The following is a 24702-nucleotide window of genomic DNA, read 5'->3' as shown; positions in this document are numbered from 1 at the left end:
GAATGACGGAACGGACGCCGGTCGGTGCGGACCGGCGCGAGTGCGGGGAGGCGGTATGAACCGGCCGGGCTTCGGCGGCGGCGACCTGCCGGCGGTGTTCCCGGACTGGTCGCCGTACCAGGACCTCGAGTCCGCCGCCCGGGCCTACCTGCGCGACCCGGACATCGCCCTCGAAGCGCTCGGCGGGGTGCTCCGCGGCGCCTCCGTGCTCGGGTTCACCCTGGAACGCTTCGTCAACGAGGTCAACGGCGTCTGGCAGGAGGTCGTCGTCTGCGACGGCAGCCGGCTGATCCTCTGGCACGGCGAGGACGTCCCGCCCGGCGAGGGCCCGCCCGGCTCGATGACGTCGTCGCTGCGGGTGGTGCCGGTCTCCTCGGTCACCGAGGTCGGCTGCCGGCGCCGCCTCACCCGCGACGAGGACGGCACGGTGCGCGTCGACAGCATCGACGTCTACCTGCTGCTGACCTCGCTGGACGAGTCGCCGGCCAGCGAGGAGGCGACCGGCGCGCCCCGGCACGACGCACTGCGCTTCGGCAAGACCCTCGACGACGGCGGAGCCGGGCAGATCGCCCGGCTGGAGGAGTTCGCCCGGCTGGTCGCCTCGGTGGTCGGCCGGCCGATGCTCTGAGGCGTACCTCCTCGGTCTGCGGTGACCCGGACCGGAGCGGACCCGGTCACCGCGGGCGCCGGCGTCAGTCCTCGGCGTCCGGGCCGGCCACCTCGACGCCGTCGCTGCCGCGCACGACGTGGATGCACTCGCCCGGGCACTCCTTCGCGGAGTCGATCACCTCGAGACGCAGGTGCTCCGGCACGTCCACCCGGCCGCCCGGGGCCTGCACCAGCTCACCGTCGGGACCCTTGACGTACGCAAGGCCGTCGATGTCGAACTCGAACACCTCCGGGGCGTACTGCACGCACAGCCCGTCGCCCGTGCACAGGTCCTGATCAACCCAGACCTGCAGCTGGTCGGTCGCGACCTCGGCCACCGGCGCACCCCCCATGTTCTCCCGTCCCACGCCTCGACGGTACCCGAACGCCCGGACCGGCCCCCGCGCCCACCCTTGGCGATCAAGGTTCGGTGACGAGGGCGTTGCGTGGGACCGAATCGGCCTCATAGCGGCTAGTGTTAGGTCAGAACGTTCAAGCCCCCCGGGGAGGTGGGACGTGGCACGCAGCGACGACGCGGACTCGCGCGCCGCACGGTGGGAGAAGGAGGCCCACGATCTCTCCACGCAGGTCGCGTTCCTTCAAGAGGAACTCGCTCTGGTGCGGCGCAAGTTGACCGAAAGCCCCCGACACGTCCGGCAGCTCGAAGAGCGGCTGGCGGCCACCCAGGCTCAGTTGGCGCGGCTGACCGAGAACAACGACCGGCTCGTGAGTACCCTCAAGGAGGCTCGCGCGCAGATCGTGACGCTCAAGGAGGAGATCGACCGCCTCGCCCAGCCGCCGAGTGGCTACGGGGTCTTCCTGGCGCGGCACGACGACGGCACGGTGGACGTGTTCACCGGTGGCCGCAAGCTCCGGGTGGCCGTCTCACCCTCACTCGACGTGGACGAGCTGCGCCGCGGGCAGGAAGTCCTGCTCAACGACGCCCTCAACATCGTCGACGCGTTCGGCTACGAGCGGGTCGGCGAGGTCGTGATGCTCAAGGAGGTGCTCGCCGGCCCCGGCGGCACCGCGGGCGACCGCGCCCTCGTGGTCTCCCACTCCGACGAGGAACGCATCGTGCACCTCGCGGAGACCCTGATCGGCACCTCGATCCGGGCCGGCGACTCGCTCATGATCGAGCCACGCTCGGCGTACGCGTACGAGCGGATCCCGAAGAGCGAGGTCGAGGAGCTGGTCCTGGAGGAGGTGCCCGACGTCGACTACACCGACATCGGCGGCCTCCACGCGCAGATCGAGCAGATCCGCGACGCGGTGGAACTGCCGTTCCTGCACGCCGACCTGTTCCGCGAGCACCAGCTCCGGCCGCCGAAGGGCATCCTGCTCTACGGTCCGCCCGGCTGCGGCAAGACGCTGATCGCCAAGGCGGTGGCCAACTCGCTGGCCAAGAAGATCGCCGAGCGGCGCGGCGAGGAGAAGCACACCAGCTTCTTTCTCAACATCAAGGGCCCGGAGCTGCTCAACAAGTACGTCGGCGAGACCGAGCGGCACATCCGGCTGATCTTCCAGCGGGCCCGGGAGAAGGCCGGCGAGGGCACGCCGGTCATCGTGTTCTTCGACGAGATGGACTCGGTGTTCCGCACCCGCGGCTCCGGTGTCTCCTCGGACGTGGAGAACACCATCGTCCCGCAGCTGCTCAGCGAGATCGACGGCGTCGAGGGCCTGGAGAACGTCATCGTCATCGGCGCCTCCAACCGGGAGGACATGATCGACCCGGCCATCCTGCGCCCCGGCCGGCTCGACGTGAAGATCAAGATCGAGCGGCCGGACGCCGAGGCGGCCAAGGACATCTTCTCCAAGTACATCCTCCCCGGGCTGCCCCTGCACCCGGACGACCTGGCCGAGCACGGTGGCGACCCTCAGGCCACCGTGGCGGCGATGATCGACGCGGTCGTCCTGCGGATGTACTCGGAGACCGAGGAGAACCGCTTCCTCGAGGTCACGTACGCCAACGGCGACAAGGAAGTCCTCTACTTCAAGGACTTCAACTCCGGCGCGATGATCCAGAACATCGTCGACCGGGGCAAGAAGATGGCCATCAAGGAGTTCCTCACCTCCGGTCGCAAGGGCCTGCGCCTGCAGCACCTCCTCGACGCCTGCGTCGACGAGTTCCGCGAGAACGAGGACCTGCCCAACACCACCAACCCCGACGACTGGGCCCGCATCTCCGGCAAGAAGGGCGAGCGGATCGTCTACATCCGCACGCTCGTCTCCGGCGGCAAGGGCGCCGAGGCGGGCCGGTCCATCGAGACCGCCAGCAACACCGGCCAGTACCTCTGACAACGGCACGACGAGGGCCCGGGGCGCGCGAGCATCCCGGGCCCTCACCCGTCACCGGGCGCGCCCACGCCGGACAGCCGCGTCACCATCGGTGGTGGCGCCGACTACGCTCGACTGCGGGACCGGTCGGGCGAGCGAAGCAGGTAGGTCGATGAGCGTAAGACGGATCATGGGCACCGAGGTCGAGTACGGCATCTCCGTGCCCGGCCAGGCCGGGGCCAACCCCATGGTCACCTCCTCCCAGGTGGTCAACGCCTACGGGGCGCGCCCGGAACTCAACCGGGGCGGCCGGGCCCGCTGGGACTACGAGGAGGAGTCCCCGCTGCGCGACGCGCGCGGCTTCACCTACTCCGGCGCCGCGTACGACCCCGCCGAGGCCCTCGCCGACGAGGACCTCGGGCTGGCCAACGTGATACTCACCAACGGCGCGCGGCTCTACGTCGACCACGCACACCCCGAGTACTCCACCCCCGAGGTCACCAACCCTCGGGACCTGGTGCGCTGGGACAAGGCCGGCGAGCGGGTGATGGCCGAGGCCGCGCGCCGCGCCGCCACCATCCCCGGCACCCACCCCATCCACCTGTACAAGAACAACACCGACAACAAGGGCGCCAGCTACGGCGCCCACGAGAACTACCTGATGCGGCGGCAGACCCCGTTCGCCGACATCGTCGCGTACCTGACGCCGTTCTTCGTCACCCGGCAGATCTTCGCCGGCGCCGGCCGGGTGGGCATCGGGCAGGACGGCGGGCAGAGCGGCTTCCAGATCTCCCAGCGCGCCGACTTCTTCGAGGTCGAGGTGGGCCTGGAGACCACCCTCAAGCGGCCCATCATCAACACCCGGGACGAGCCGCACGCCGACGCCGACAAGTACCGGCGGCTGCACGTCATCATCGGCGACGCCAACCTGTCGGAGATCTCGACGTACCTGAAGGTCGGCACGACCGCGCTGATCCTCACCATGATCGAGGAGAAGGCGCTCGGCCCCGACCTCGGCATCGCCGACCCGGTCAGCGAACTACGCGCCGTCAGCCACGACCCGTCGCTCACCCACCTCATGCGACTGCGCGACGGCCGGCGGCTCACCGCACTCGACGTGCAGTGGGCCTACTACGAGCGGGTGCGTTCCTTCGTGGACGACCGGTACGGCGCCGACGTGGACGAGCAGACCGCCGACGTGCTCGCCCGCTGGGAGAGCGTCCTGGACCGGCTCGGCCGGGACGTCATGCTCTGCGCCGACGAACTCGACTGGGTGGCGAAGCTGCGGCTGCTGGAGGGCTACCGGGAGCGGGAGAAGCTCGGCTGGGGCTCCCACAAGCTGCAACTGGTCGACCTGCAGTATTCGGACGTCCGGCCGGAGAAGGGCCTCTACCACCGGCTGGTCTCCCGCGGCGCCATGAAGACCCTCCTGCCGGAGGAGGAGACGCGGACGGCGATGACCGAGCCGCCGGAGGACACCCGCGCCTACTTCCGGGGCCGTTGCCTCGCCCAGTACGCCTCCGAGGTCGTCGCCGCGAGCTGGGACTCGGTCATCTTCGACGTCGGCCGCGAGTCGCTGGTGCGGGTGCCGATGATGGAGCCGGAACGCGGCACCCGCAAGCACGTCGGCGCGTTGTTCGACCGCTGCGAGAGCGCGAAGGATCTGCTGGAGACCCTGACCGGCGGCTGAGCCGTCACCGCCGTGCTGCCCGAAAGCCCGTCGTGTGCCGCGAGCCGGCGCGCGACGGGCTTTTCGTCGCCCGCGCGAGGTAAGTTTCTCGCAGACGATCGTGGAGGAGGCAGCCATGGCCACTCGTGACAGCGGCGGGCAGTCGCAGACCGGGAAGTCCCGGCAGGGCGAGGAGATCGAGGACGTCGCGACCGAGGCGAACCCGGAGGTCGCCGAGCGGCACGCCGAGATCACCGAGGACGTCGACGACCTGCTCGACGAGATCGACTCCGTCCTCGAAGAGAACGCAGAAGAGTTCGTGCGAGGTTACGTACAAAAGGGAGGCCAGTGATCATTTAGGGTAAATCGGACATGCCGCTTCCCTCGGATGATCAGGACGGGCGACGGCGCTGCCGTGACTGCGGGGAATGGAAGCCGCTCGCGGACTTCTGCGCGAGCAGCAAGCGCCCCAGCGGTCGCGGTAGCTACTGCAAGCCGTGCTTCAACCAACGCTCCAAGGCCAGCTATGCCAAGCGGGTGAAGGCGAAGCAGGGCCGAGATGTGAAACAGGCCCGGGAAGTCCCGGAAGGGCATCGCTTCTGCGCGGACTGTGGAACTGTCAAGCCCGTGGTCGACTTCCCCCGCAATCGATCGGACAGCTCGGGCTACGCCACCTACTGCAAGCCCTGTCACAACAGCCGCACCCGGGAGGTCAGGCAGCGGCTGTACGGCGGCAGCCGGGAGTACCACCTGCGGCGCCGCTACGGGGTCGGGCAGAAGGAGTTCGACGAGCTGCTCGCGGAGCAGGGCGGGGTCTGCGCCATCTGCGGCGTGGAAGATCCGCAACACCTGGACCACGATCATCGCACCGGATGGGTGCGCGGGATACTCTGCTTCAACTGCAATGGTGGTCTTGGCCAGTTCCGGGACAGTCCGGAGAGGCTGGCCAGGGCGATCACGTACCTGAGAGGAACCACGTGGCAGCGGGTTTTGATCCATCCGGGCGTCTTCCAGATGTGTTCACCAACGCGGGGACGTCCTCCTTCACAGCGTTCCTGAGCAAGGTGGCCCCCGAGATGCTGCCCGGTCGTCGGCCGCTGCCGCCGGGCATGGCCGCCGACCTGGCGCCGCACGCCACCACGATCGTGGCGATCTCGGCGGTCGGCGGCGTGGTGATGGCCGGCGACCGGCGCGCCACGATGGGCAACCTGATCGCCCAGCGGGACATCGAGAAGGTGCACCCGGCGGACGCGTACTCGCTGGTGGGCATCGCGGGCACCGCCGGCATCGGCATCGAGCTGATGCGACTGTTCCAGGTGGAGCTGGAGCACTACGAGAAGATCGAGGGCGCGATGCTCTCGCTCGACGGCAAGGCCAACCGGCTGGCGTCGATGATCCGCGGCAACCTGGGCGCCGCGATGCAGGGCCTGGCCGTGATCCCGCTGTTCGCGGGCTTCGACCTGGCCGCGACCGACCCGGCGAGGGCGGGCCGGATCTTCAGCTTCGACGTGACCGGCGGCCCGTACGAGGAGACCGGCTACGACGCGATCGGCTCCGGCTCGCTGTTCGCGCGGTCGGCCCTGAAGAAGCGGTTCCGGGCCGGGCTGTCGATCGACGACGCGGTCCGCCTGGCGGTGGAGGCGCTGTACGACGCGGCCGACGACGACACCGCGACCGGCGGCCCGGACCTGACCCGGCGGATCTACCCGGTGGTGATGACCGCGACGGCGGAGGGCACGCACCGGCTCACCGACGCCGAGACGGCGGCGATCGCCGAGAGCGTGGTCTCCGGCCGCATGGAGAACCCGGGCGGCTGAGGCCGTCCCACCCGACAGCAGTCCCCAGCACAGCGCCGTAAGGAGAACCGCCGCCGTGGCCATGCAGTTCTACGCCTCGCCCGAGCAGATCATGCGCGACCGCTCCGAGCTGGCCCGCAAGGGCATCGCCCGGGGGCGCAGCGCGGTGGTCCTGAGTTACGCCGGCGGGGTGCTCTTCGTCGCGGAGAACCTGTCCAGCGCCCTGCACAAGGTCAGCGAGATCTACGACCGGATCGGCTTCGCCGCCGTGGGCCGGTACAACGAGTTCGAGAACCTGCGGCGGGCCGGCGTACGGATGGCCGACCTGAACGGGCTGAGCTACGACCGGCGGGACGTGACCGGCCGGGCGCTGGCGAACGCGTTCGCGCAGACCCTCGGTGCGATCTTCACGGAGCAGTCGAAGCCGTTCGAGGTGGAGATCTGCGTTGCCGAGGTCGGCACGACGCCGGAGGACGACGAGCTGTACCGGCTGACGTACGACGGCTCGGTCAACGACGAGCCGGGCCGGATGGCGATGGGCGGGCAGGCCGAGGCGATCACCGGCGTGCTGAAGTCGAACCACCGTCCGGACATGTCCCTGGGCGAGGCGGTGAAGGTGGCGGTGCAGGCGCTGGGCAGTGTCGGCGGTGAGGGCGGGGCGTCGCGCACGATCGCGGCCAACCAGCTGGAGGTGGCGGTCCTGGACCGCAGCCGGGTGGGGCGGACCTTCCGGCGGATCACCGGGGCCGCGCTGACCGCCCTGCTCGACGGCGGCAAGGCCGAGGAGCCGCCGGCGCGGCCGGAAACCCCGACGGTGCCGACCGAGGCGGCGCACAAGCCGACCACCTCCGCGGGTTCGGCCGACCTGGAGGGCCAGGAGCCGGAGCGCCCGGAGTCCTGAGCGTCGACGCGGGGGAGCGGCGGCCGGGTACGGCGCGCGCAGCCCGGCCCGGCGCGGTCCGCGCACAACCTGGCCCCGCGCCGTCCGCGCGCAGCCCGGCCGCGCGCAGCCCGGCCGCGCACAACCCGGCCCCGCGCAGCCCGGCGCGGTCGCGCAGCCCGGCGCGGTCGCGCAGCCCGGCGCGGTCGCGCAGGCCGGCGCGGTCGCGCAGGCCGCGTGTGCTCACGCCTTGACGAGCGGCTCCCACCAGGCCCGGTTGTCCCGGTACCAGTCGATGGTCGCGGCGAGCCCCGCGTCGAAGTCGACGGTGGGCGCCCAGCCGAGCTCGCGGCGGCTGGTGGTGGTGTCGAGTGCGTAGCGCCGGTCGTGGCCCTTGCGGTCGGGCACCGGCGTCACCCGGTCCCAGCCGGCGTCGAACGCGGCGAGCAGCCGCGCGGTGAGGTCGCGGTTGCTGAGTTCGGTGCCGCCGCCGAGGTGGTAGACGCCGCCGGGTCGGCCGGCCTGCTGGGCGCGGACGATGCCGTGGCAGTGGTCGTCGACGTGCAGCCAGTCGCGGACGTTGCCGCCGTCGCCGTACAGCGGCAGCGGGCGGCCGTCGAGGAGGTTGGTGACGAAGAGGGGGATCACCTTCTCCGGGTGCTGGTAGGGGCCGTAGGTGTTGGCGCCGCGGGTGATGACCACGTCGAGGCCGTGGGTGCGGTGGTAGGCGAGGGTGAGCAGGTCGGCGGCGGCCTTGGAGGCGGAGTACGGGGAGCTGGGGTCCAGCGGCGCGGACGGCGGCCAGCAGCCGTGGTCGATGGAGCCGTACACCTCGTCGGTGGAGACGTGCACGAACCGGTGGGTGCCGTGCCGCAGGGCGGCGTCGAGCAGGGTCTGGGTGCCGACGACGTTGGTGGTGACGAAGGGCGCTGCGCCGGTGATGGAGCGGTCCACGTGCGACTCGGCGGCGAGGTGGACGATCACGTCGTGCCCGGCGACGATGTCGTCGACGAGGTCGGGGTCGCGGACGTCGCCGTGGACGACGTGCAGCCGGGGGTCGTCGCGGACCGGGTCGAGGCTGCCGTCGGTGCCGGCGTACGTGAACGAGTCGAGCACGGTGACCCGGTCCGGCGGCAGGGTGGGCTCGGCGCTGTCGAGCAGGCGCCGCACGTACGCCGAGCCGATGAACCCGGCGCCGCCGGTGACGAGGATCCTCACGGTTCGCACCGTACCTCCGGGGCGGGGGTGGCCCGGACGGAGCCGGCGGACGCGGGCGGGCGCCGCGTGGGACGGGCGTGGCGAGCGCTGCCCATGTGGGGCGTCGGGCGGCTAATGTCTCATCATGGAGCGGCGAATCTTCGGCCTCGAGACCGAGTACGGCGTCACCTGCACCTATCGCGGGCAGCGCCGGCTTTCCCCCGACGAGGTCGCGCGGTACCTGTTCCGGCGGGTGGTGTCGTGGGGCCGGTCGAGCAACGTGTTCCTGCGCAACGGGGCCCGGTTGTACCTGGACGTGGGTTCGCACCCGGAGTACGCGACGCCGGAGTGCGACTCGGTGGTGGACCTGGTCGCGCACGACCGGGCCGGTGAGCGGATCCTGGAGGGGCTGCTCGTCGACGCGGAGAAGCGGCTGCACGACGAGGGCATCGCGGGCGAGATCTACCTGTTCAAGAACAACACCGACTCGGCCGGCAACTCGTACGGCTGCCACGAGAACTACCTGGTGTCGCGGCACGGTGAGTTCGGCCGGCTGGCCGACGTGCTGATCCCGTTCCTGGTGACCCGGCAGTTGATCTGCGGGGCGGGGAAGGTGCTGCAGACGCCGCGCGGGGCGGTGTACTGCCTGTCGCAGCGGGCGGAGCACATCTGGGAGGGTGTGTCCTCGGCGACCACCCGCAGTCGTCCGATCATCAACACGCGGGACGAGCCGCACGCGGACGCGGAGCGTTACCGGCGGCTGCACGTGATCGTCGGCGACTCGAACATGAACGAGGTCACCACGCTGCTGAAGGTCGGCACGGCGGACATCGTGCTGCGGATGATCGAGGCCGGCGTGGTGATGCGGGACCTGACGCTGGAGAACCCGATCCGGGCGATCCGCGAGGTGTCGCACGACATCACCGGGCGGCGGAAGGTGCGGCTGGCGTCCGGCAAGGAGGTCAGCGCGCTGGAGATCCAGCAGGAGTACCTGGCGAAGGCGACGGAGTTCGTGGAGCGGCGCGGCGGCGACCAGCCCGCGAAGCGGGTGGTGGAGCTGTGGGGCCGGGTGCTGCGGGCGGTGGAGACCGGTGACCTGGAGCCGGTGGCCCGGGAGATCGACTGGGTGACGAAGCTGCGGCTGATCGAGCGTTACCAGCGCAAGCACGACCTGCCGCTGTCGCACCCGAGGGTGGCGCAGATGGACCTGGCGTACCACGACCTGCGCCGTGGTCGGGGCCTGTACGGGCTGCTGGAGCGGCGGGGCGAGGTGGACCGGGTGGCGACGGACCCGGAGATCTTCGAGGCGAAGGAGACGCCGCCGCAGACGACGCGGGCGCGGCTGCGGGGCGAGTTCATCCGGCACGCCCAGGAGAAGCGGCGGGACTTCACCGTCGACTGGGTGCACCTGAAGCTGAACGACCAGGCGCAGCGCACGGTGCTGTGCAAGGACCCGTTCCGGGCGTACGACGAGCGGGTGGAACGGCTGATCGCCAGCATGTGACCGGTGGCGGGTCGGTTCGGGACGGTGTGCGTGGTCCCGGGCGGCCCGCCGGGTAGGCTGTCGGCGCCATGATGCCTACCGAACCGGCCGGTCCGGGCTCCGAGAAGCAGAGCTGGGCCGAGCGCCGCCGCCAGAAGATCCGCGAGGAGATCGAGCGTAACCGTCGCGGGGAGTACACGGTGCCCACCTGGGTGCTGGCGCTCGCGCTGGCGTTGATCGTGGGCGCCTGGGTGGCGATCGTGGTCTTCGCCTGATTCGTCCTGCGGGCAACTCACTTCACCCGGCAGGCGCCGGGCGCTCAGTCCAGCAGACCGGCGGCGTGGCGGCCGGCCGCGGCCGCGGCGAGGAAGTAGGCGCGGTCGGCGTCCAGGCCCCGGCCCATCGTGGACAGCGGCACCGGGCTCGCCCGCAGGGCGGCGTCGAGCCCGTCGACCGGCACCCGGACCACGGCGTGTCGGGCCGTGAGGGGCGCCAGCGCCGCGTCGACCGCGCCGGCCAGCGCCGGGTCGAGGCCGTCGGGCACGATCAGCTCCGCGCGGGCCAGGGCCACCCGACCGTACGCGGTGAGGCTGTGGTGGGACACGCCGAGGTGCCGGGGTCGGGGGTCGGCGTCGGAGATGCGCAGCGACCCGATCGGCCGCCCGCCCAGCGCGGCGACCGCGTTCACCGCCTCGCCGACGGCGACGCCGGAGAATCCCCAGCGGGTGCCGGTACCGAGGTTGCCCGGACCCTGGGCGACGACCGCCACGTCCGCGCGCAGCACGTGCCGGGCGGCGAGCAGCCCGGTGTGCAGCGTGCTGGCCTCCAGGTCCCCGCCGAACGCCTGCCCGACGCTGACCGTGCCGGCCAGGCGGCCGCGCAGCCCGGCGAGGGTGCGGGAGAACCAGGCCGGCAGCGCGCCACCATCGGTGAGCAGGTACGCCACCCGGGCGTCGGGGGCGTCGGCGTGGATCCCGGCGAGGACCGCCGGTAGGGCGGAGTGCAGGTCGGCGGTGACCACCGGCAGCCCGGCCAGGTCGTCGGCGTCGGCCAGGACCGCCCGGTGCGGCGACGCCTCCTCGTCCACGCCGAGCAGGATCGGCTGCAACGGCGTGTAGCGGGCCTTGACCAGGTGGCCGGCGTCGCGGTTGTCGGCCGGTGCGGGCGGGTCCGGCGGCAGCCGGTCGGGCAGGGCCACGACGAGGGCGTACCCGCCGGTGCCGAGGCCCATCAGCAGCGCCCCGGCGTTGAGCAGCACGCGGTCGCCGACCTGCGGCCGGCCGACCAGGTCGGGGTACGCGAGGGCCCGCATCGCCGTGCCGTCGCCGAGCGCGACGTCCAGCTCGACCGCGCCGGTCCACTCGCGCCGCAGCGCCGTCACGGTTCCCGCCCGCCATCGCACCATGCGGTGGACGCTAGCGGTCACGGTCGGGGTGACCGGTGCCCGGGGTGGCGGTTGGGTCGGTGAAGGCGTAGCGGATCTCGGTCCCGCGCTCCGGTGCCGCCACGCGGTCACCCGGCTGCGGTCACACGTCGGGTGACGACCGTGACGCGCGACGCGTGGGGTACACGTGTTCGGCGTGCCGGCTGCTAGCGTCTACCGCGTGTCGCGGACCCGCACCGAACGCCTGGTCAACCTGGTGATCTGTCTGCTGTCCACGCGACGGTTCCTGACCGCCGCGCAGATCGCCGCGACCGTGCCCGGCTACGAGCACGATCCGCACGACGCGCGGGACCACGAGGCGTTCCAGCGCAAGTTCGAACGGGACAAGGCCGAGCTGCGTGAGCTGGGCGTCCCGTTGGAGACCGGGACGGCCAGCGCGTTCGACGTCGAGCCCGGCTACCGGATCGCCCGGCGGGAGTACGCGCTGCCCGACATCCCCCTCGAACCGGACGAGGCCGCGGCGGTGGGCATCGCCGCGCGGCTCTGGCAGCACGCGGGCCTGGCCGCCGCGGCCTCTTCGGGGCTGGCGAAGCTGCGCGCCGCCGGCGTCGACGTGGACCCGCAGGCCACCCTCGGCCTGGAGCCGATGGTGACGGTCGACCCGGCCTTCGCGCCGCTCACCGCCGCCGCGCGGGACCGCCGCGAGGTGAGCTTCGACTACCGCGTCCCGGACCGCGACGAGCCGTCCCGCCGCCGGCTGCAGCCGTGGGGTGTGGTCTGCTGGCGGGGCCGGTGGTACGTGGTCGGCCACGACCTGGACCGGGCGGCGACCCGCTGCTTCCGCCTCTCCCGGGTGGTGGGAGCGGTGCGGGTGACCGGCCGTCCGGGGGCGTTCGAGCCGCCGGCCCGGGTCGACCTGATCAGTCACGTCGCCCGCTGGTCCGGCCCGGTCGAGCGCACCGGCCGCGCCACGGTCCTCGCCGCCCCCGGCCGGGCCGCCGGGCTGCGCCGCTGGGCGGTGGGGACGAGCTCCGGGCCGGACGGTGACCGGCTGGTCCTGCCGTACGCCGACCCGGACTTCCTCGCCAACCAGCTCGTCGGGTACGGGCCGGACGTGCGGGTGCTCGACCCGCCGGAGGTGCGGGAGGCGGTCATCCAGCGGTTGAAGGAGATCGCCGCCCGCCACGACGACGTGGCCGTCGCCGGGGGTGCCCGGTGACCCGGCCCGCCGCCCGCGGCGGCTCCCGCACGTCCGCCGACCGGCTGGCCCGGCTGCTCAACCTCGTTCCGTATCTGCTGGCCCGCCCGGGCATCGCGATCGCCGAGGCGGCCGCCGACCTGGGCGTCACCGAGCGGCAGCTGCGGGAGGACCTGGAGCTGCTGTGGGTGTGCGGGCTGCCCGGGTACGGCCCGGGTGACCTGATCGACATGGCGTTCGACGGTGACCGGGTGACGATCACCTACGACGCGGGGATCGACCGGCCGCTGCGGCTCACCCCGGACGAGGCGCTCGCCCTGGTCGTGGCGCTGCGGATGCTCGCCGAGACGCCGGGCGTGGCCAACCGGGAGGCCGTGGAGCGTGCCCTGGCCAAGATCGAGAACGCGGCGGGTGACCTGGTGGGCGCTCCGGTGGCCGTACGGCTGCCGGCCGACACCCGCAAGGTGGCGGAGCTGCGGGCGGCGGTGGAGAGCGGTCGGGCGCTGCGGATCACCTACTACACGGCCGCGCGGGACGAGACGACCGACCGGGTGGTCGACCCGTTGCGGATGCTGATGGTCGGTGGCCGGGGGTACGTGGAGGCGTGGTGCCGCCGGGCCGAGGGGATGCGCCTGTTCCGGGCCGACCGCATCGACGCGGTGACGCTGCTGGACGAGCCGGCCCGGGTGCCACCGCAGGCGCGCCCGCACGACCTCACCGAGGGCGTCTTCCGGCCCTCGCCGGACCTGCCGCTGGTCACCCTGCGGATCGGCCGCGGCGAGCGGTGGATCACCGAGTACTACCCGTGCGAGCGGGTCGAGGAGGGCGACGGGGACCAGTGGCTGGTGTCGCTGCGGGTCACCGACCTGGCCTGGGCGCGCCGGTTCGTGCTGGGCCTCGGCCCGGACGTCACCGTGGTCGCCCCGGCCGAGCTGGCCACCCAGGTGCACGCGGCGGCGGTCGCGGCCCTCGACGCGTACGCGACGCCACCGCCCCCGCGGGACCCCGCCGACCCGGCGGTGGCGGCCCCCACCCAGTAGGCTGGCCGCCGTGGTGACGTGGATCGTGGTCGCGCTGGTGCTGGTCCCGCTCGTGCTGTTCGGCCTGGCCGTCCGCCCGGTCGTGGCCCGGCTGCCCCGGCTGCGCCGCGCCGCCCTCGCCCTGCAGCGACGCGCCGGTGAGGCGGAGGCCCTCCAGGAGGCCGCCGAGGCTCTCCAGGCCCGGGCCGAGGCGCTGCAGGAGCGGCTGGACACCACGCAGCGCCGGCTCGCCGTGATCAAGGCGAAGCGCGGCGGCTGATCGATCTTTGCCGCGATCCTGCACGATTGCGCCCTGTTCCGCGCACGGATTGGCACGTTCCGGCGGTTGACGGGACATCGTGGGTTGGTCAAGACTTCACCGGGCCGGGACGATCCCTCACCGCCCGGCGGGTGGCAACGTCCCACGACGCACGTACGATGGGCTGCGGTACCACCCCTGCCCGACACAGAGCGACTGGAGCTTCCCATGGGTGCCCTCAAGCCGTGGCACATCGCCGTACTCGTGGTCGTGCTGATCCTGCTCTTCGGCGCGAAGCGGCTCCCCGACGCGGCCCGTTCGCTGGGCCGTTCGCTGCGGATCATCAAGGCCGAGACCAAGAGCCTGCAGGACGACGACCGCGACCTGGCCGAGAAGGCCGACGCGCAGGCCGGCTACCAGCCGCTGCCGCCGCAGGCGCACCAGGCGCCGCAGGCCCAGTACGGTCAGCAGGCCCAGTACGGTCAGCAGGCGCCCCACCAGGCCCCGCCGCAGCAGCCGGTCGTCGACCCGGTGCAGCGCGTCCGCGACCACTGACCGAACGCCCCGACCACCGTGGCCTTCGCCCTGCGCAAACGCGGCCCGAGCAAGTTCGAGCGGGCCTCGGACGGCTCGATGACGCTGATCGAGCACATCCGTGAGCTGCGCAACCGGCTGTTCCGGGCGTCGCTGGCGATCCTGGTCGGCTTCGGCTTCGGCATCTGGCTCGCCGGCCCGGTGCTCAACATCCTCAAGAAGCCGTACTGCGATCTGGACGCGGCGCGCCTGACCAACGGGGCGTGCAACTTCGTCCAGCTCGGCCCGGCCGATCTGTTCCTGCTCAACCTGAAGATCGGTCTCTGGGTCGGCCTGATCATCGCCGCGCCGATCTGGCTCTACCAGCTGTGGGCGTTCATCGCGCCCGGTCTGCACCGGCACGAGCGGCGGTACGCGTACGTCTTCACCGGGCTGGCGGCGCCGCTGTTCGCCGCCGGCGCGGTGCTGGCGTACTTCGTCACCGCCAAGGGCCTGGAGTTCCTGCTGGACATCTCCGGCAGCGATATCAACACCACCCTGGACATCACCCGGTACGTCTCGTTCGTCACGAACCTGATCCTGCTGTTCGGGGTGGCGTTCGAGTTCCCGCTCATCGTCCTGATGCTCAACTTCGTGGGCATCGCCAGCGCGAAGCGGCTGCTGAGCTGGTGGCGGGTGGCGGTGTTCGTCTTCTTCGCCTTCGCGGCGGTGGTGACTCCCACCCCGGACCCGTTCGGCATGACGGCGCTGGCCATCTGCCTGTGCGCGCTGTACTTCGCCGCGGTCGGCGTCGCGTTCCTCAACGACCGGCGCAAGGGACGCGGCAAGGAGGTCTACGCCGGCATCGGCGACGACGAGGTGTCGCCGTTGGAGTTCGACGCCGCGCCGGTCGAGGCGGGGCAGCGGGTCGAGGCGAGCGCCCCGATCGCCGCCCCGGAGCCGATCGCGAAGCCGACACCGATCGACCGCCGCTACGACGACATGACCTGACCGCGCCGGCGGCACCGGTGACGACACGAGCCCCCGCCCGGGGCTCGTGTCGTTTTCGTTGGAGAAGGCCGTGGTGCCCTCGACGCGTGGCGGTTGGGTCCATAGCGCAGCAGCGCTCCGCCGTCAGCCATCAGTCGGCAATCCGTCACGAGGCATTCGCAAGCCGCCACCGGGTTATCAGGTCACTACGATGTGTCGACGTGCCCGACGAGGGAGGTCACCCACGTGCGTCGTTGGACGTTCCGCCCTCCGTCCGTCACCGCGCGGGCCGCACCCGCACCGCTGCGGCGTGGGTTGCCCGTCGCCCGGATGGCCGTGCTGCTGGGTGCCGCCGCCGGGGCCTTCTTCCTGAGCGCGCTGCTCGGCGCCGACCCGGCCACCGCCGGGGACCGGACCGGCGCCACCCCGAACACCATTCCCACGCCGGCCGTCGCCACCCTGCTTGAACGAGCCGTGGACGCGGTCGACCCGCCCGGCCCACCTCCCGCACGGCGCGGAACCGGCAGACCGCCGACGGAGGCCGGCGAAGGGGACCGGGACCGCGTCCTGACCTCGACCGGCCGGCGGGGCCGGTCGCCCGGGCGTGCGGGCGTCGCCGGGGCCGACCCCGCGACGGCCACCGACCTTCTCGCCGCCCGGGCGGCCCGGGTGACGCGGGGCCTGCCCAGGGACCGGGACGACGCGCGCGGCCAGCGCCGCGGGGACGAGCGGAAGCGGGACCGGTCCGGGGCCGGCGCGGTACCCGTGGAGGCGTCGGCCGTCGTTCGGCCGGTGACCACGAAGGCGCGAGCCGTCCTGAAGCCCGCGGTCACCGGGGGAGCGACCGTCGTCGGACCGCTGGTGCACACGGCCCGGTCCACGACGGCCGGCGTGCTGACCCGGGTCACCGGGGTGGTCGGCGTCGCCGTTCCGGTTCTCGCCACGAGTCCCGTCCACCCGGGAGAACCCTCGTCGCCTCGCGTCACCGTCCCGGACGCGCCGACTCCTGCCGCCGCGTCGGGTGCGGTGCCGCCCGCCCTCCCGGGCCCGGCGCGGCCCGCCGCGGGGACGACCGGACCGGAGGGTGCCGCGCACCGTCCGCCGCCGGTCGCAGGGTCCCCGCTCGCCCCCGCACCGGCCTCGGACGGGGTGACGTGGTGCCCCGAGCCGTCCGGCGAGACGTCCGCCGGGACGGTGCCCCGCCCGGCGGCCCCGCCGCCCGGCGCGCCGACCGCTCCGGACGACGACTGCGCCACCACCACGGACGGCGGCGGCGGGCCGGCGTCCCCGCCGGCTGTCGCCGCGGAGCGCCCGACGCGAGCCGGTCGCGCGCCCGTACGCCCGTCGGTGGCGCCCGGTGACCGGCTCGCGGGAACGGACGCGCGGCCCGGCTGAGTCCCGGCGGACCCGCCCGTGCGGTCGTTGCGGCCCTCCGGCCGCTCCGCCCGGTGCGTGGTCGCTCAGGTCCCGTGACCGTCGTGACCGTCGGCGTGTCGCAGGACGGGACCCAGTTCGTCCGCGCGGCTGCCCGAGCGGTCCCGTCAACGGGACCGACCGGTTGCCGCGCAACCCCGAGATCGGAGCTTGCGTTGATCCGCGTTGTCGTTTCGGAGGCGATGGGCCTGCTGCGCACCGCGCTGTGCGCCGCCCTGTCCAGTGAGGAGGACATCGAGGTCACCGCCGAGGTGACCGACGTGGCGGACCTGCCCGGCGTGGTACGCCGGCACCGGCCCGACGTGGTGCTCGTGGACCTGGCGCCGGACGTACCGCCGCCGGTCGAGGTCGTCGCCGAGATCACCGGGGTGGCGCCCGACACGGCGGTGCTGGCCATGGACAGCCGGTGGAGCCCGGCCTCGGTCGGGGACCTGCTGGCGGCCGGCGCGCGGGGCCTGGTGGGCAAGGACACCCCGTTGCCGGCGCTGGTCGGTGCCGTCCGCGAGTTGGCGGCCGGGGGGAAGGTCATCGACGCGGCGGCTGCGGTGACGGCGCTGCATCCACCGTCCAGCCCGCTGACCCGTCGGGAGGTGGAGGTGCTGCGGGTGGCCGCGGAGGGGCTGCCGGTGAAGGAGATGGCTCGCCGGCTCTATCTGGCGCACGGCACGGTGCGCAACCACCTGTCGGCGATCATGCGGAAGACCGGCGCCCGGAACCGCATGGAGGCGGTGTGGCGGGCCCGGCGCGACGGCTGGATGTAGCGGTCTGGTCAGCGGTCCGGGCGGGACCGCCCGGACCGCGGCCCGCACCGTCCGGATGGGACGGTGCGGGCCGCGTCACCGAGCGGTACCCGGCGGTACGTGTTTGAATGCTGACGGCCCGTGATCGACCAGACCATGCTCGGGAGGCCCGGTGATCCGAACGCTGCTCGCGCTCGACGGTGCCCTGGTCCGGGGTGCGCTGTCACTCGTGATCGCCGCCGAGGAGGACATCAGCGTGGTGGCGGAGCTGGACCGGGGCGACGACATCTCGCCGGCGGTCCACGCGCAGCGCCCCGATGTGGCAGTCGTCGACCTCGACCTCGTCACCGGGGCCGCAACGGTGGGGCAGTGCCCCCTGCTGGTGCTCGCCGACCGCCGCCGCGCGGCCAGCCTGCACCGGGTCCTCGTGCCGGGGCGGACCGTCGGCATCCTCGGCTGCGACGTCGCCCCGCAGCGGGTCGTGGACGGGATCCGGCGGCTGGCCCGGCGGGAGTCCGTCGTCGACGCCGACCTGGTGCTGGCCGCGCTCACCGCGGACAGCCCGCTGACCATCCGGGAGACCGAGATCCTGGATCTCACCGCGGCCGGGGCACCGGTCGTGGAGGTCGCCCGGGCACTCGGCCTCGCCCCGGGGACCGTACGCAACCACCTCCGGCGGATCACCCGCAAGGCGGGCGCGCGGACCAGGGTGGAGGCGGTACGGGTGGCCCGCGAGGCCGGCTGGATCTGACGGCGCTGGGGCGGGTCAGACCCGGCCCAGCGCGACGTCGGCTGCGGGCGCCACGTCCTCCCAGTGACCGACCAGTTCCCGGTAGGCGGGCGAGCGCCGCAGCAGGTCGTCGTGGGAGCCCACGAGCGGCCGGTCGCCGTCGAACACCAGCACCCGGCGGGCCCGGGTCGCCGAGCTGATCCGGTGCGCGACGACCACCAGGGTGCCGGGCCGACGGGCGAAGGCGTGTTCGACGGTCGCCTCCAGCGTCGGGTCCAGGTGGCACGTCGCCTCGTCGAGGATCACCAGCGGCGCCGGGGCGAGGTAGGCCCGGACCGCGGCGACGAGCTGCCGTTCCCCGGCGGACAGGGCGCCCGGGTCGATGTGGGCGGCGAGGCCGCCGAGGCGGGTGACCAGGGGACGGGCCCCGAGGGCGTCCACTGCGGCCGCCACGGTCGCCTGGTCCGCCTCCGGGTGGAGGTAGCGGAGGTTCCCGGCCAGGGAGCCGCTGCGGACGTACGCCTCCTGCGGCACCAGCACCCGCAGCCGGGCCAGCGCGCCGGGCGGGGTGCCGGCGACCGGCACGCCGGCCAGGTGCACCGTGCCGGACTCCGGCGGCACCAGGCCGGCGACCAGGGCGGCCAGGGTGGACTTGCCGGCACCGCTCGGGCCCACCACCGCCAGGTGCTCGCCGGTGGCCACCGTGAGGCTGAAGTCCGCCAGGACGGGTCGGGCGTGCGGGCCGTACCGGAAGGTCAGGCCGCGGAGCCGGATCGCCGGCGGCGCGGCGGCGTCGACGGCGGAGCACGGCGCCGGGTCGGGCCCGGCCGGGGTCCCGCCGGCGGCCGGCGGCGCGGGCGCCGACCGCGGCAGCGGGCAGGTGCGCAGGATGCGGTCCAGGGTGACCGCGTAGCGCAGGCCTCCGCCGCCGACGCCCTGCACCACCGCGTGCAGCGCGGGTTGCAGGCCGGTGGTGACATAGACCAGCGCGCCCAGTACGGCGCCGGTGCTCAGCCCCTGCCGCACCAGCCAGGGAGCGGCCAGCACCAGCACCGCCACCGGCAACCAGCCGCCCAACCCGAGGCTGAGGCTGCGCAGCGCCGCCATCCGGGCCAGCGTCCGTTCCGCCCCGGCCAGCGCGGTCACCCGCCGGTCCACCCCCGCCACGACCCGGTCCTGCGCGCCGCAGGCGACGACGTCGCGGTGACCGGCGAGCGCGGACGCCGCCGACCGGCCGAGTTCCTCGCCGGCGGTCACCTGGGCCCGCTGGTGTGCCACCATCGCCGGCAGCGCCGCCCCGAACACGGCCAGCCCGGCCACCAGCGGCACGGCCACCGCCGCGGCCAGCGGCGGCGCCAGGGCGAGCAGGCCGAGCAGGGCGGCGCCGGCGGTGAACAGGAACCCGCGGACCACCAGCACCAGCCCGCCGAAGGTGTCCCGGACGACCTCCACCTGGTGGGTCAGCCGGGCCACGGCGGCGCTGTCCGGCCGGCCGCCGGCCCGCGTGGCGTCGTGCAGGGCGGCGTCCACGACCCGGGCGGCCAACTCGTCGCGGAACGGTTCCACGACCGCGCCGAGGCTGCGGTACACCCGTCCGGTGGCGGCCGCGCCGACCAGCACCGCCACGGCGAGCCCGCCCAGCCAGGTCAGGCCGGTCGCGAACTGGCCGGCCAGGAAGCCGCGGTCGACGGCGCGGGCCACGAGCAGCCCGCCGAGCAGCGCCGGCAGCGACTCCACCACCGACCAGGCGGCGAGCCGGCCCAGCGCCCGGCGTCGGGCGCGCAGCGCCGCCCAGGTCGTCACCCGCACGCCGGAGCGGCTCACCGGGCGTTCCCGCCGGGTGCGAACACCGCCCGGTAGTCCGGGTCGGCCCACAGCCGCCGGTGCGGTGCCAGCGCACGGAGCCGGCCCCCGTCGAGCCAGGCGACCAGGTCGGCCGCCGCCGCCGTCCGCGCCCGGTGGGTCACCACGAGTCGGGTTCGGTCGCCGCCGCCGTCCGCCACCGCCCGGGCGATCCGGTGTTCCGTGGCGGTGTCCAGGCTGGACGTCGCGTCGTCGAGGACGAGCAGCCGTTCGGCGGGGTACGCGCGGGCCAGCCCGAGCCGTTGCGCCTCGCCGCCGGACAGCGGCGCGTCCACCAGCCGGGTGCGGTACCCGTCGGGCAGCCGGGCGACCACGTCGGCGACCTGCGCCGCACGTGCCGCGGCGAGGACCGCCGTCGTGGCCGGGGCGCCGCCGTCGGGCGGTCGTGCCGACGCGCCGGGCAGGGCGAGCCCGATCGCGTCGTGCACCGTCTCGCCGACCAGGGCCGGACGGTCGAAGGCGTGCCCGACGGCCCGGCGCAGCGCGGCCCGGCGCAGCCGGCGCAGCGGCACCCCGTCGAGCAGCACCTCACCGGCGTCCGGGTCGTACAGCCTGCCGGCCACCGCCGCGAGGGTCGACTTGCCGGCGCCGGACGGCCCGACGACGGCCACCATGGCGCCGGCCGGGACGGTCAGGTCCACGCCGTCCAGGACGGGGCGTCCGTCCTCGGTACGCACGCGGACGTCCCGCAGCCGCAGTTCCCCGCGGCCGGGTGGCAGCGGGTCGGGGCCGTCGAGGCGTACCGGGTGGGCCAGCGGCTCGGCGATCCGGCCGGCCGCCGCCCGGCTGCGGACCAGCCGGTGCAGGGTGGCCAGCACCGCACCCAGCCCGGCACCGAGGGCCGCGTACTGCACCGCGGCGACCAGTTGGCCGGGGGTGAGCCACCCGGCGGTGAGCGCGTACCCGCCGGTGGCCACGACGGCCACCTGCAGCAGCGGCCCGACGGCGGCGGTGCGGGCGCTCGCCCTGGCCAGCAGCCGCCAGCCGAGCAGGCCGTACCCGTTCAGTTCGGGTAGGGCGGCCAGCACGCGGGCGCGTTCCCGGTCGACGGTGGCGGCTGCGGCGATGGTGCGGGCGCCGGTGAGCGCCTCCAACAGCCGGCCGGCGATCGTCCCCAGCACCCGCTGGTAGCCGGCGACGGCGGCGGAGGCGTCGGTGACGAAGGCGCGCATGAGGACCGTGAGCAGGGCCAGCCCGGCGAGCAGGGTGACACCGAGCAGCGGTTCGATGAGGGTGAGCGCCACCACGCTGCCGAGCGGGGGCAGGAGCGCGACCACGCCCAGCACCACCGCGGGGCCGGCCTGCCCGGCGTCCGCGGCCTGGGAGACGAGCCGGCCGACCAGGTCGCCCACCGGGTACCGGCGGACGGTCCGTACGTCGGCGGCGAACAGGTGGCGCAGCAGGCGCCGGCGCAGCAGCGCGGTGGCCCGGGCCGTGCCGTACCCGGTGCCGAGGTCCCCGACGGTGTCGGTGACCATCAGGACGGCGACCAGGCCGCAGGCCACGGCCGGCCACCAGGCGGAGCCGTCTCCGCCGACGGCGGCGTCGACGGCGAGCCCCAGCGCCGCGGGGAGCGCCAGTTCGGCGGCGGCGCCGGTGAGCGCGACCGCCCCGAGCGCGACGGTCCACCCGCCGCCGTCGCGGACGACGCGGCGCAGCAGCCGGTCGGCGCCGGTCGGCGTCGTCCCCATCGGACCCTCCCTTTCGTACGTGCGGCCCTGGACGGGTACGTCTACCCGTCCAGGGCCTCGCGTGTCGACCTGGTCAGTTGCAGGTCGTGACGGACAGCGAGCTGTCGCCGCAGAGCAGCAGGCTCGCCCGGCTACCGCCACCGGTGCGGTCGGCGGGGGCCATCTCCAGGCCCTGGAGGTCGAGGAGCGCCATGTCGTGTCACCTCCTTCCGTGCTGGTCGGTCGGGTCGGTCACCCTCGTGGTGACGAGGGGGTCTGGGGCACGCCCGCCAGGGGCGTGAGGAACGGCAGGGCCGCCGGTGCGTCGCGCCGCGCGGTGGCCAGCGCCAGCAGCACGCCGGCCGTGCCGGTGCCGAGGTCCATGGACAGGCGCAGCAACTGCTCGCCGGGGAACGCGGTGCCGTCCCGGAAGGGCAGGGCGTGCCACGCGAGCCGCTCCACCTGGGCGTCCGTCTCGCGCCGCCGCTGCGGATCGTCGGGGTACGCCGCGAGGTAGGCGAGGATGCCGGCTCGGCCGGCGAAGAGGCCCGACTGCGCGTAGAACGGGGACCGGGCGGCGCGGCGCACGCCGGCGCTCGCCTCGGCGAACCGCTCGTCGGCGCGGTGCCGCAGGAACTGGTCGAGCACGAGCCCGATGCCGACGCTGCCCTGCCCGAGGTAGGGCATGGTTCGCCAGCCCTCGTTGACCTCCAGCGCGCCGTCCGGCCGGACCACGCAGCGGCGCAGGTCCTGGCGTAGGGCGGTCGCGGCGTGGTCCAGCAGGGCCGGGTCGCCGGTCAGCTCGTGGAGCCGCACCATCAGCAGCGCCGGCCCGGTCCGGCCGCGCAGCAGCCCGGCGTACGGGTGCCGCCCGCCGCTGACGTCCGGCCCGGGATCGTCGGCGAGCCGGTCGACGACCCGCTCGGCGGCCTGCCAGGCCGCGTCGCGCAGCGCCGGCTCGCCGGTGCGGCCGGCCAGTTCGGCGAGGTTGAGCGCGATCCCGGACAGGCCGCTCGCGAGGCTGTGGTCGAGGCCGGTCAGCGGCTCGCGGAGGCAGATGTCGAGCACGTCGAGGGCGTCCTGCCGGCGGCCGAGCAGTTCCAGGGCGTACGCGACGCCGTGCAGCCCGTCGTAGAAGCCGCACCGGGTGCCGGGCGCGGGAGCCGTGGCCCGGCGGACCAGCCATCGCTCGTGGTCCGGCCGGCGTCCGGCGCCGCTGACGTGCAGCGCGTAGAGGACCCCGGCCGCGCCATGCGCCAGGTTGAGGCCGCCGCTGCGGAACTGCTCGATGTCGCCGGGGAAGAGTCGGTCGTCGCGGTCCGGTGTCGCGCTGGCGAGGACCGCCCGGGCGAGCCGGTGCCGGTGGGGCGCCTCGACGCCGACGGTGAGGTCCGGTGCGTCGTCGGTGGCGGCGGTGGGCCCGCCGAGGATCTCCGCGACCGCGGCGTCGAGGCGGTCCTTCGGCACCGGGAAGTGCGCGGCGATGACGTCGGCGAGGTGCGCTGCCTTGCCGGGCGCCAGGCGGACGAGTTGGGTCAGCGGCAGGAACAACGCCAGGTGCAGGCAGGCCAGGGCGTACCGGTCGACGGCCGGTCCGGTCCGGTCCCGGGGTGCGGCGAAGCCCTGGTTGCGCAGGCCCGGCCGGCGGTGCCCGTCGATCGGGGCGGCGACCTCGAAGTCGACCAGCGCGATCCGGTCGTCCGGGCGGACCATGACGTTGAACAGGTGCAGGTCGCCGTAGACGAGGCCGCGCTCGTGGATGGCCCGGAGCACCTCCTCGACCTGCCGGTGGACGTCCAGCGCCCACCGGGTGTAGTCGGCGCGGTCGGCGTCCGTGGCGTCGGCGTCGATCAGCGGGTACCGGTCGACCAGGACCTTGTTCAGCGGGCGGCCCTCGATGAACTCCAGGGCGAGGAACCGGTGCTCCCCGAGGGTGAACTCGTCGTGCACCCGGGGCACCTGTGGCAGGTCGGCGAGCCGGCGCAGCGCGTCGGCCTCCCGGGCCAGTCGGGCGACCGCGTCGGTGCCGTCGGCGTCCAGGCCGGCGTGCGGGCGGGCCTCCTTGAGCACCACCTGCGTGTCGGTACGCAGGTCACGGCCGACGTAGAGCCCGCCACCGTTGGAGAAGTGGATGACCTTCTCGATCCGGTACGGCACCTCGTCGGTGCTGGTGGCGTTGCGCGCGGCCAGGTGCGGGCCGAGGAACTCGGGCAGCGTCACCCAGGACGGCACGTGGAAGACGGGGTCCCGGCGGTCGGGGACGAGCGTGCCGGTGTCGTCCTCGATCGCGGGGACCACCTGACCGTCGGGGGAGTGGCAGTATCGGGCGGCGAAGCCGCCGTAGCGCACGTACACCGGGCCGGTGCCGTGGCGCAGGTCGCTGAGGATGTACGGGCCGGTTTCGCCGGCGAGCAGATCGTCGAGTTCCTTGCAGACGAGTTCCAGCTCCGCGTCGTCGCGGGGGTAGACGGTGACGAACTTGCCGCTGGCCGCGCGGGAGGCGTACTTGGAGTTGCGCAGCAGCAGGGTGCGTGGGCCGCGGAGGAACTTGAAGGACAGACCGCGCGGGACACAGTAGTCCCACACGGTGTCGAGCACGCGCTCGGCGTTGGTCAGGGTCGCCGTCACGTGGATCTTCCAGCCCTGCTGTGGCAGCGTGCCGCCGTCCGGGGCGTAGATCAGCCAGTCGTCCAGCGACTCCGAACGCCAGCCGTCGGGCACGGGCCGTCGGGCCGCGGTGAAGGTGGGCTGCTCGACGGCGCTGCCGAGCGTGTCGTAGAACAGCCGGTCGGCGGCGCAGTAGCTGTCGTAACGATCGTCCACCGTGACCACTCCCTCCGCTGTTCGGCCGATCCCTCGGTTCTGCTGGCGGATATGAGTCTGTCCGTTCGGGGAATGGCGGATCCAGTGCGATCGGTCATGACGATGGATGCGTGCCGCACGGTCGGTCGT

General features: G+C 73.9%; 24 protein-coding genes. 17 read left to right on the top strand and 7 right to left on the bottom strand.

Features of this window, described 5'->3' with window-relative positions; translation table 11 throughout:
• Positions 1-55 precede the first annotated feature (55 nt).
• Positions 56-628 (top strand): hypothetical protein, encoded by a 573-nt coding sequence (locus tag GKC29_RS20085; RefSeq protein WP_155332284.1) that lies wholly within the window; start codon positions 56-58, stop codon positions 626-628.
• A 64-nt stretch (positions 629-692) separates the two neighbouring features.
• Here GKC29_RS20085 and GKC29_RS20080 read toward each other — a convergent pair whose 3' ends face one another.
• A complete protein-coding gene (locus GKC29_RS20080; RefSeq protein WP_155334257.1) occupies positions 693-986 on the bottom strand; it encodes a ferredoxin in 294 nt (97 codons plus the stop codon).
• 178 nt (positions 987-1164) lie between these two features.
• Between GKC29_RS20080 and arc the strand changes: the two genes are divergently transcribed.
• From arc to prcA, 6 genes are all read left to right on the top strand, one after another.
• Complete coding sequence (gene arc, locus GKC29_RS20075; RefSeq protein WP_155332283.1) at positions 1165-2946, top strand: proteasome ATPase; 1782 nt, start codon at positions 1165-1167, stop codon at positions 2944-2946.
• A 151-nt stretch (positions 2947-3097) separates the two neighbouring features.
• Complete coding sequence (gene dop / locus GKC29_RS20070) at positions 3098-4615, top strand: depupylase/deamidase Dop (protein ID WP_155332282.1); 1518 nt, start codon at positions 3098-3100, stop codon at positions 4613-4615.
• A gap of 115 nt (positions 4616-4730) precedes the next feature.
• Positions 4731-4946: a ubiquitin-like protein Pup gene (locus GKC29_RS20065; protein WP_155332281.1), complete on the top strand. Its 216-nt coding sequence runs from the start codon at positions 4731-4733 to the stop codon at positions 4944-4946.
• A 20-nt stretch (positions 4947-4966) separates the two neighbouring features.
• On the top strand, positions 4967-5653 hold the full coding sequence (locus GKC29_RS20060) for an endonuclease VII domain-containing protein (protein ID WP_155332280.1): 687 nt from the start codon (positions 4967-4969) through the stop codon (positions 5651-5653).
• On the top strand, positions 5572-6411 hold the full coding sequence (gene prcB, locus GKC29_RS20055; protein WP_196255670.1) for a proteasome subunit beta: 840 nt from the start codon (positions 5572-5574) through the stop codon (positions 6409-6411). Before GKC29_RS20060 ends, prcB begins: the two co-directional genes overlap by 82 nt.
• 55 nt (positions 6412-6466) lie before the next feature.
• A complete protein-coding gene (gene prcA, locus GKC29_RS20050) occupies positions 6467-7291 on the top strand; it encodes a proteasome subunit alpha (protein ID WP_155332278.1) in 825 nt (274 codons plus the stop codon).
• A gap of 222 nt (positions 7292-7513) precedes the next feature.
• On the opposite strand, the gene rfbB is transcribed toward prcA, so the two are convergent.
• Positions 7514-8488: a dTDP-glucose 4,6-dehydratase gene (gene rfbB, locus GKC29_RS20045; RefSeq protein WP_155332277.1), complete on the bottom strand. Its 975-nt coding sequence runs from the start codon at positions 8486-8488 to the stop codon at positions 7514-7516.
• Between the two features lie 124 nt (positions 8489-8612).
• On the opposite strand from rfbB, the gene pafA reads away from it, so the two are divergent.
• Positions 8613-9971: a Pup--protein ligase gene (pafA, locus tag GKC29_RS20040; protein ID WP_155332276.1), complete on the top strand. Its 1359-nt coding sequence runs from the start codon at positions 8613-8615 to the stop codon at positions 9969-9971.
• 68 nt (positions 9972-10039) lie between these two features.
• Positions 10040-10225, top strand: coding sequence for a hypothetical protein (locus tag GKC29_RS20035; RefSeq protein ID WP_155332275.1), 186 nt, complete (start codon positions 10040-10042; stop codon positions 10223-10225).
• Between the two features lie 44 nt (positions 10226-10269).
• Here the strand turns inward: GKC29_RS20035 and GKC29_RS20030 are convergent, their stop codons facing one another.
• Entirely contained in the window at positions 10270-11355 is a 1086-nt protein-coding gene (locus GKC29_RS20030) for a DUF3866 family protein (RefSeq protein ID WP_155332274.1), read from the bottom strand.
• Between the two features lie 199 nt (positions 11356-11554).
• Between GKC29_RS20030 and GKC29_RS20025 the strand changes: the two genes are divergently transcribed.
• The 8 genes from GKC29_RS20025 to GKC29_RS19990 all read left to right on the top strand — a co-directional run bounded on the left by GKC29_RS20025 (position 11555) and on the right by GKC29_RS19990 (position 18238).
• Positions 11555-12553: a YafY family protein gene (locus GKC29_RS20025; protein ID WP_155332273.1), complete on the top strand. Its 999-nt coding sequence runs from the start codon at positions 11555-11557 to the stop codon at positions 12551-12553.
• The gene (locus GKC29_RS20020; protein ID WP_155332272.1) at positions 12550-13572 is read left to right on the top strand and encodes a YafY family protein; all 1023 of its coding nucleotides are present in this window, start codon (positions 12550-12552) and stop codon (positions 13570-13572) included. Before GKC29_RS20025 ends, GKC29_RS20020 begins: the two co-directional genes overlap by 4 nt.
• 10 nt (positions 13573-13582) lie before the next feature.
• Positions 13583-13831: a hypothetical protein gene (locus GKC29_RS20015; RefSeq protein WP_155332271.1), complete on the top strand. Its 249-nt coding sequence runs from the start codon at positions 13583-13585 to the stop codon at positions 13829-13831.
• A 207-nt stretch (positions 13832-14038) separates the two neighbouring features.
• Complete coding sequence (tatA, locus tag GKC29_RS20010) at positions 14039-14365, top strand: Sec-independent protein translocase subunit TatA (RefSeq protein ID WP_155332270.1); 327 nt, start codon at positions 14039-14041, stop codon at positions 14363-14365.
• 18 nt (positions 14366-14383) lie between these two features.
• Entirely contained in the window at positions 14384-15334 is a 951-nt protein-coding gene (gene tatC, locus GKC29_RS20005) for a twin-arginine translocase subunit TatC (RefSeq protein ID WP_155332269.1), read from the top strand.
• 225 nt (positions 15335-15559) lie between these two features.
• Entirely contained in the window at positions 15560-16708 is a 1149-nt protein-coding gene (locus tag GKC29_RS20000) for a hypothetical protein (RefSeq protein WP_155332268.1), read from the top strand.
• Between the two features lie 194 nt (positions 16709-16902).
• Positions 16903-17508, top strand: a complete 606-nt coding sequence (locus GKC29_RS19995; protein WP_230688725.1) for a response regulator transcription factor — start codon at positions 16903-16905, stop codon at positions 17506-17508.
• A 151-nt stretch (positions 17509-17659) separates the two neighbouring features.
• Positions 17660-18238, top strand: coding sequence for a response regulator transcription factor (locus tag GKC29_RS19990; RefSeq protein ID WP_155332267.1), 579 nt, complete (start codon positions 17660-17662; stop codon positions 18236-18238).
• A 15-nt stretch (positions 18239-18253) separates the two neighbouring features.
• Here the strand turns inward: GKC29_RS19990 and GKC29_RS19985 are convergent, their stop codons facing one another.
• The 4 genes from GKC29_RS19985 to lanKC form a co-directional block, all read right to left on the bottom strand.
• Positions 18254-20041 carry an ATP-binding cassette domain-containing protein gene (locus GKC29_RS19985; protein WP_155332266.1) on the bottom strand — a complete coding sequence of 596 codons (1788 nt, stop codon included), beginning with the start codon at positions 20039-20041 and terminating at the stop codon, positions 18254-18256.
• A complete protein-coding gene (locus tag GKC29_RS19980) occupies positions 20038-21771 on the bottom strand; it encodes an ABC transporter ATP-binding protein (protein WP_155332265.1) in 1734 nt (577 codons plus the stop codon). The genes GKC29_RS19985 and GKC29_RS19980 overlap by 4 nt, the downstream gene beginning before the upstream one ends.
• A 73-nt stretch (positions 21772-21844) precedes the next feature.
• On the bottom strand, positions 21845-21964 hold the full coding sequence (locus GKC29_RS19975; protein WP_013734295.1) for a SapB/AmfS family lanthipeptide: 120 nt from the start codon (positions 21962-21964) through the stop codon (positions 21845-21847).
• Between the two features lie 38 nt (positions 21965-22002).
• On the bottom strand, positions 22003-24573 hold the full coding sequence (gene lanKC, locus GKC29_RS19970) for a class III lanthionine synthetase LanKC (protein WP_155332264.1): 2571 nt from the start codon (positions 24571-24573) through the stop codon (positions 22003-22005).
• Between the last annotated feature and the right edge of the window lie 129 nt (positions 24574-24702).

This window comes from Micromonospora sp. WMMC415, from assembly GCF_009707425.1.
GTDB lineage: Bacteria > Actinomycetota > Actinomycetes > Mycobacteriales > Micromonosporaceae > Micromonospora.
Note: the sequence above shows the minus strand (reverse complement) of the source record. Positions and strands in the feature narration are given on the sequence as shown.

Coding starts and splice junctions, on each gene's coding strand:
- GKC29_RS20085 (WP_155332284.1), top strand. CDS start 56: ATGAACCGGCCGGGCTTCGGCGGCGGCGACCTGCCGGCGGTGTTCCCG.
- dop (WP_155332282.1), top strand. CDS start 3,098: ATGAGCGTAAGACGGATCATGGGCACCGAGGTCGAGTACGGCATCTCC.
- GKC29_RS20065 (WP_155332281.1), top strand. CDS start 4,731: ATGGCCACTCGTGACAGCGGCGGGCAGTCGCAGACCGGGAAGTCCCGG.
- GKC29_RS20060 (WP_155332280.1), top strand. CDS start 4,967: ATGCCGCTTCCCTCGGATGATCAGGACGGGCGACGGCGCTGCCGTGAC.
- pafA (WP_155332276.1), top strand. CDS start 8,613: ATGGAGCGGCGAATCTTCGGCCTCGAGACCGAGTACGGCGTCACCTGC.
- GKC29_RS20035 (WP_155332275.1), top strand. CDS start 10,040: ATGATGCCTACCGAACCGGCCGGTCCGGGCTCCGAGAAGCAGAGCTGG.
- GKC29_RS20030 (WP_155332274.1), bottom strand. CDS start 11,355: ATGGTGCGATGGCGGGCGGGAACCGTGACGGCGCTGCGGCGCGAGTGG.
- tatA (WP_155332270.1), top strand. CDS start 14,039: ATGGGTGCCCTCAAGCCGTGGCACATCGCCGTACTCGTGGTCGTGCTG.
- GKC29_RS19980 (WP_155332265.1), bottom strand. CDS start 21,771: ATGGGGACGACGCCGACCGGCGCCGACCGGCTGCTGCGCCGCGTCGTC.
- GKC29_RS19975 (WP_013734295.1), bottom strand. CDS start 21,964: ATGGCGCTCCTCGACCTCCAGGGCCTGGAGATGGCCCCCGCCGACCGC.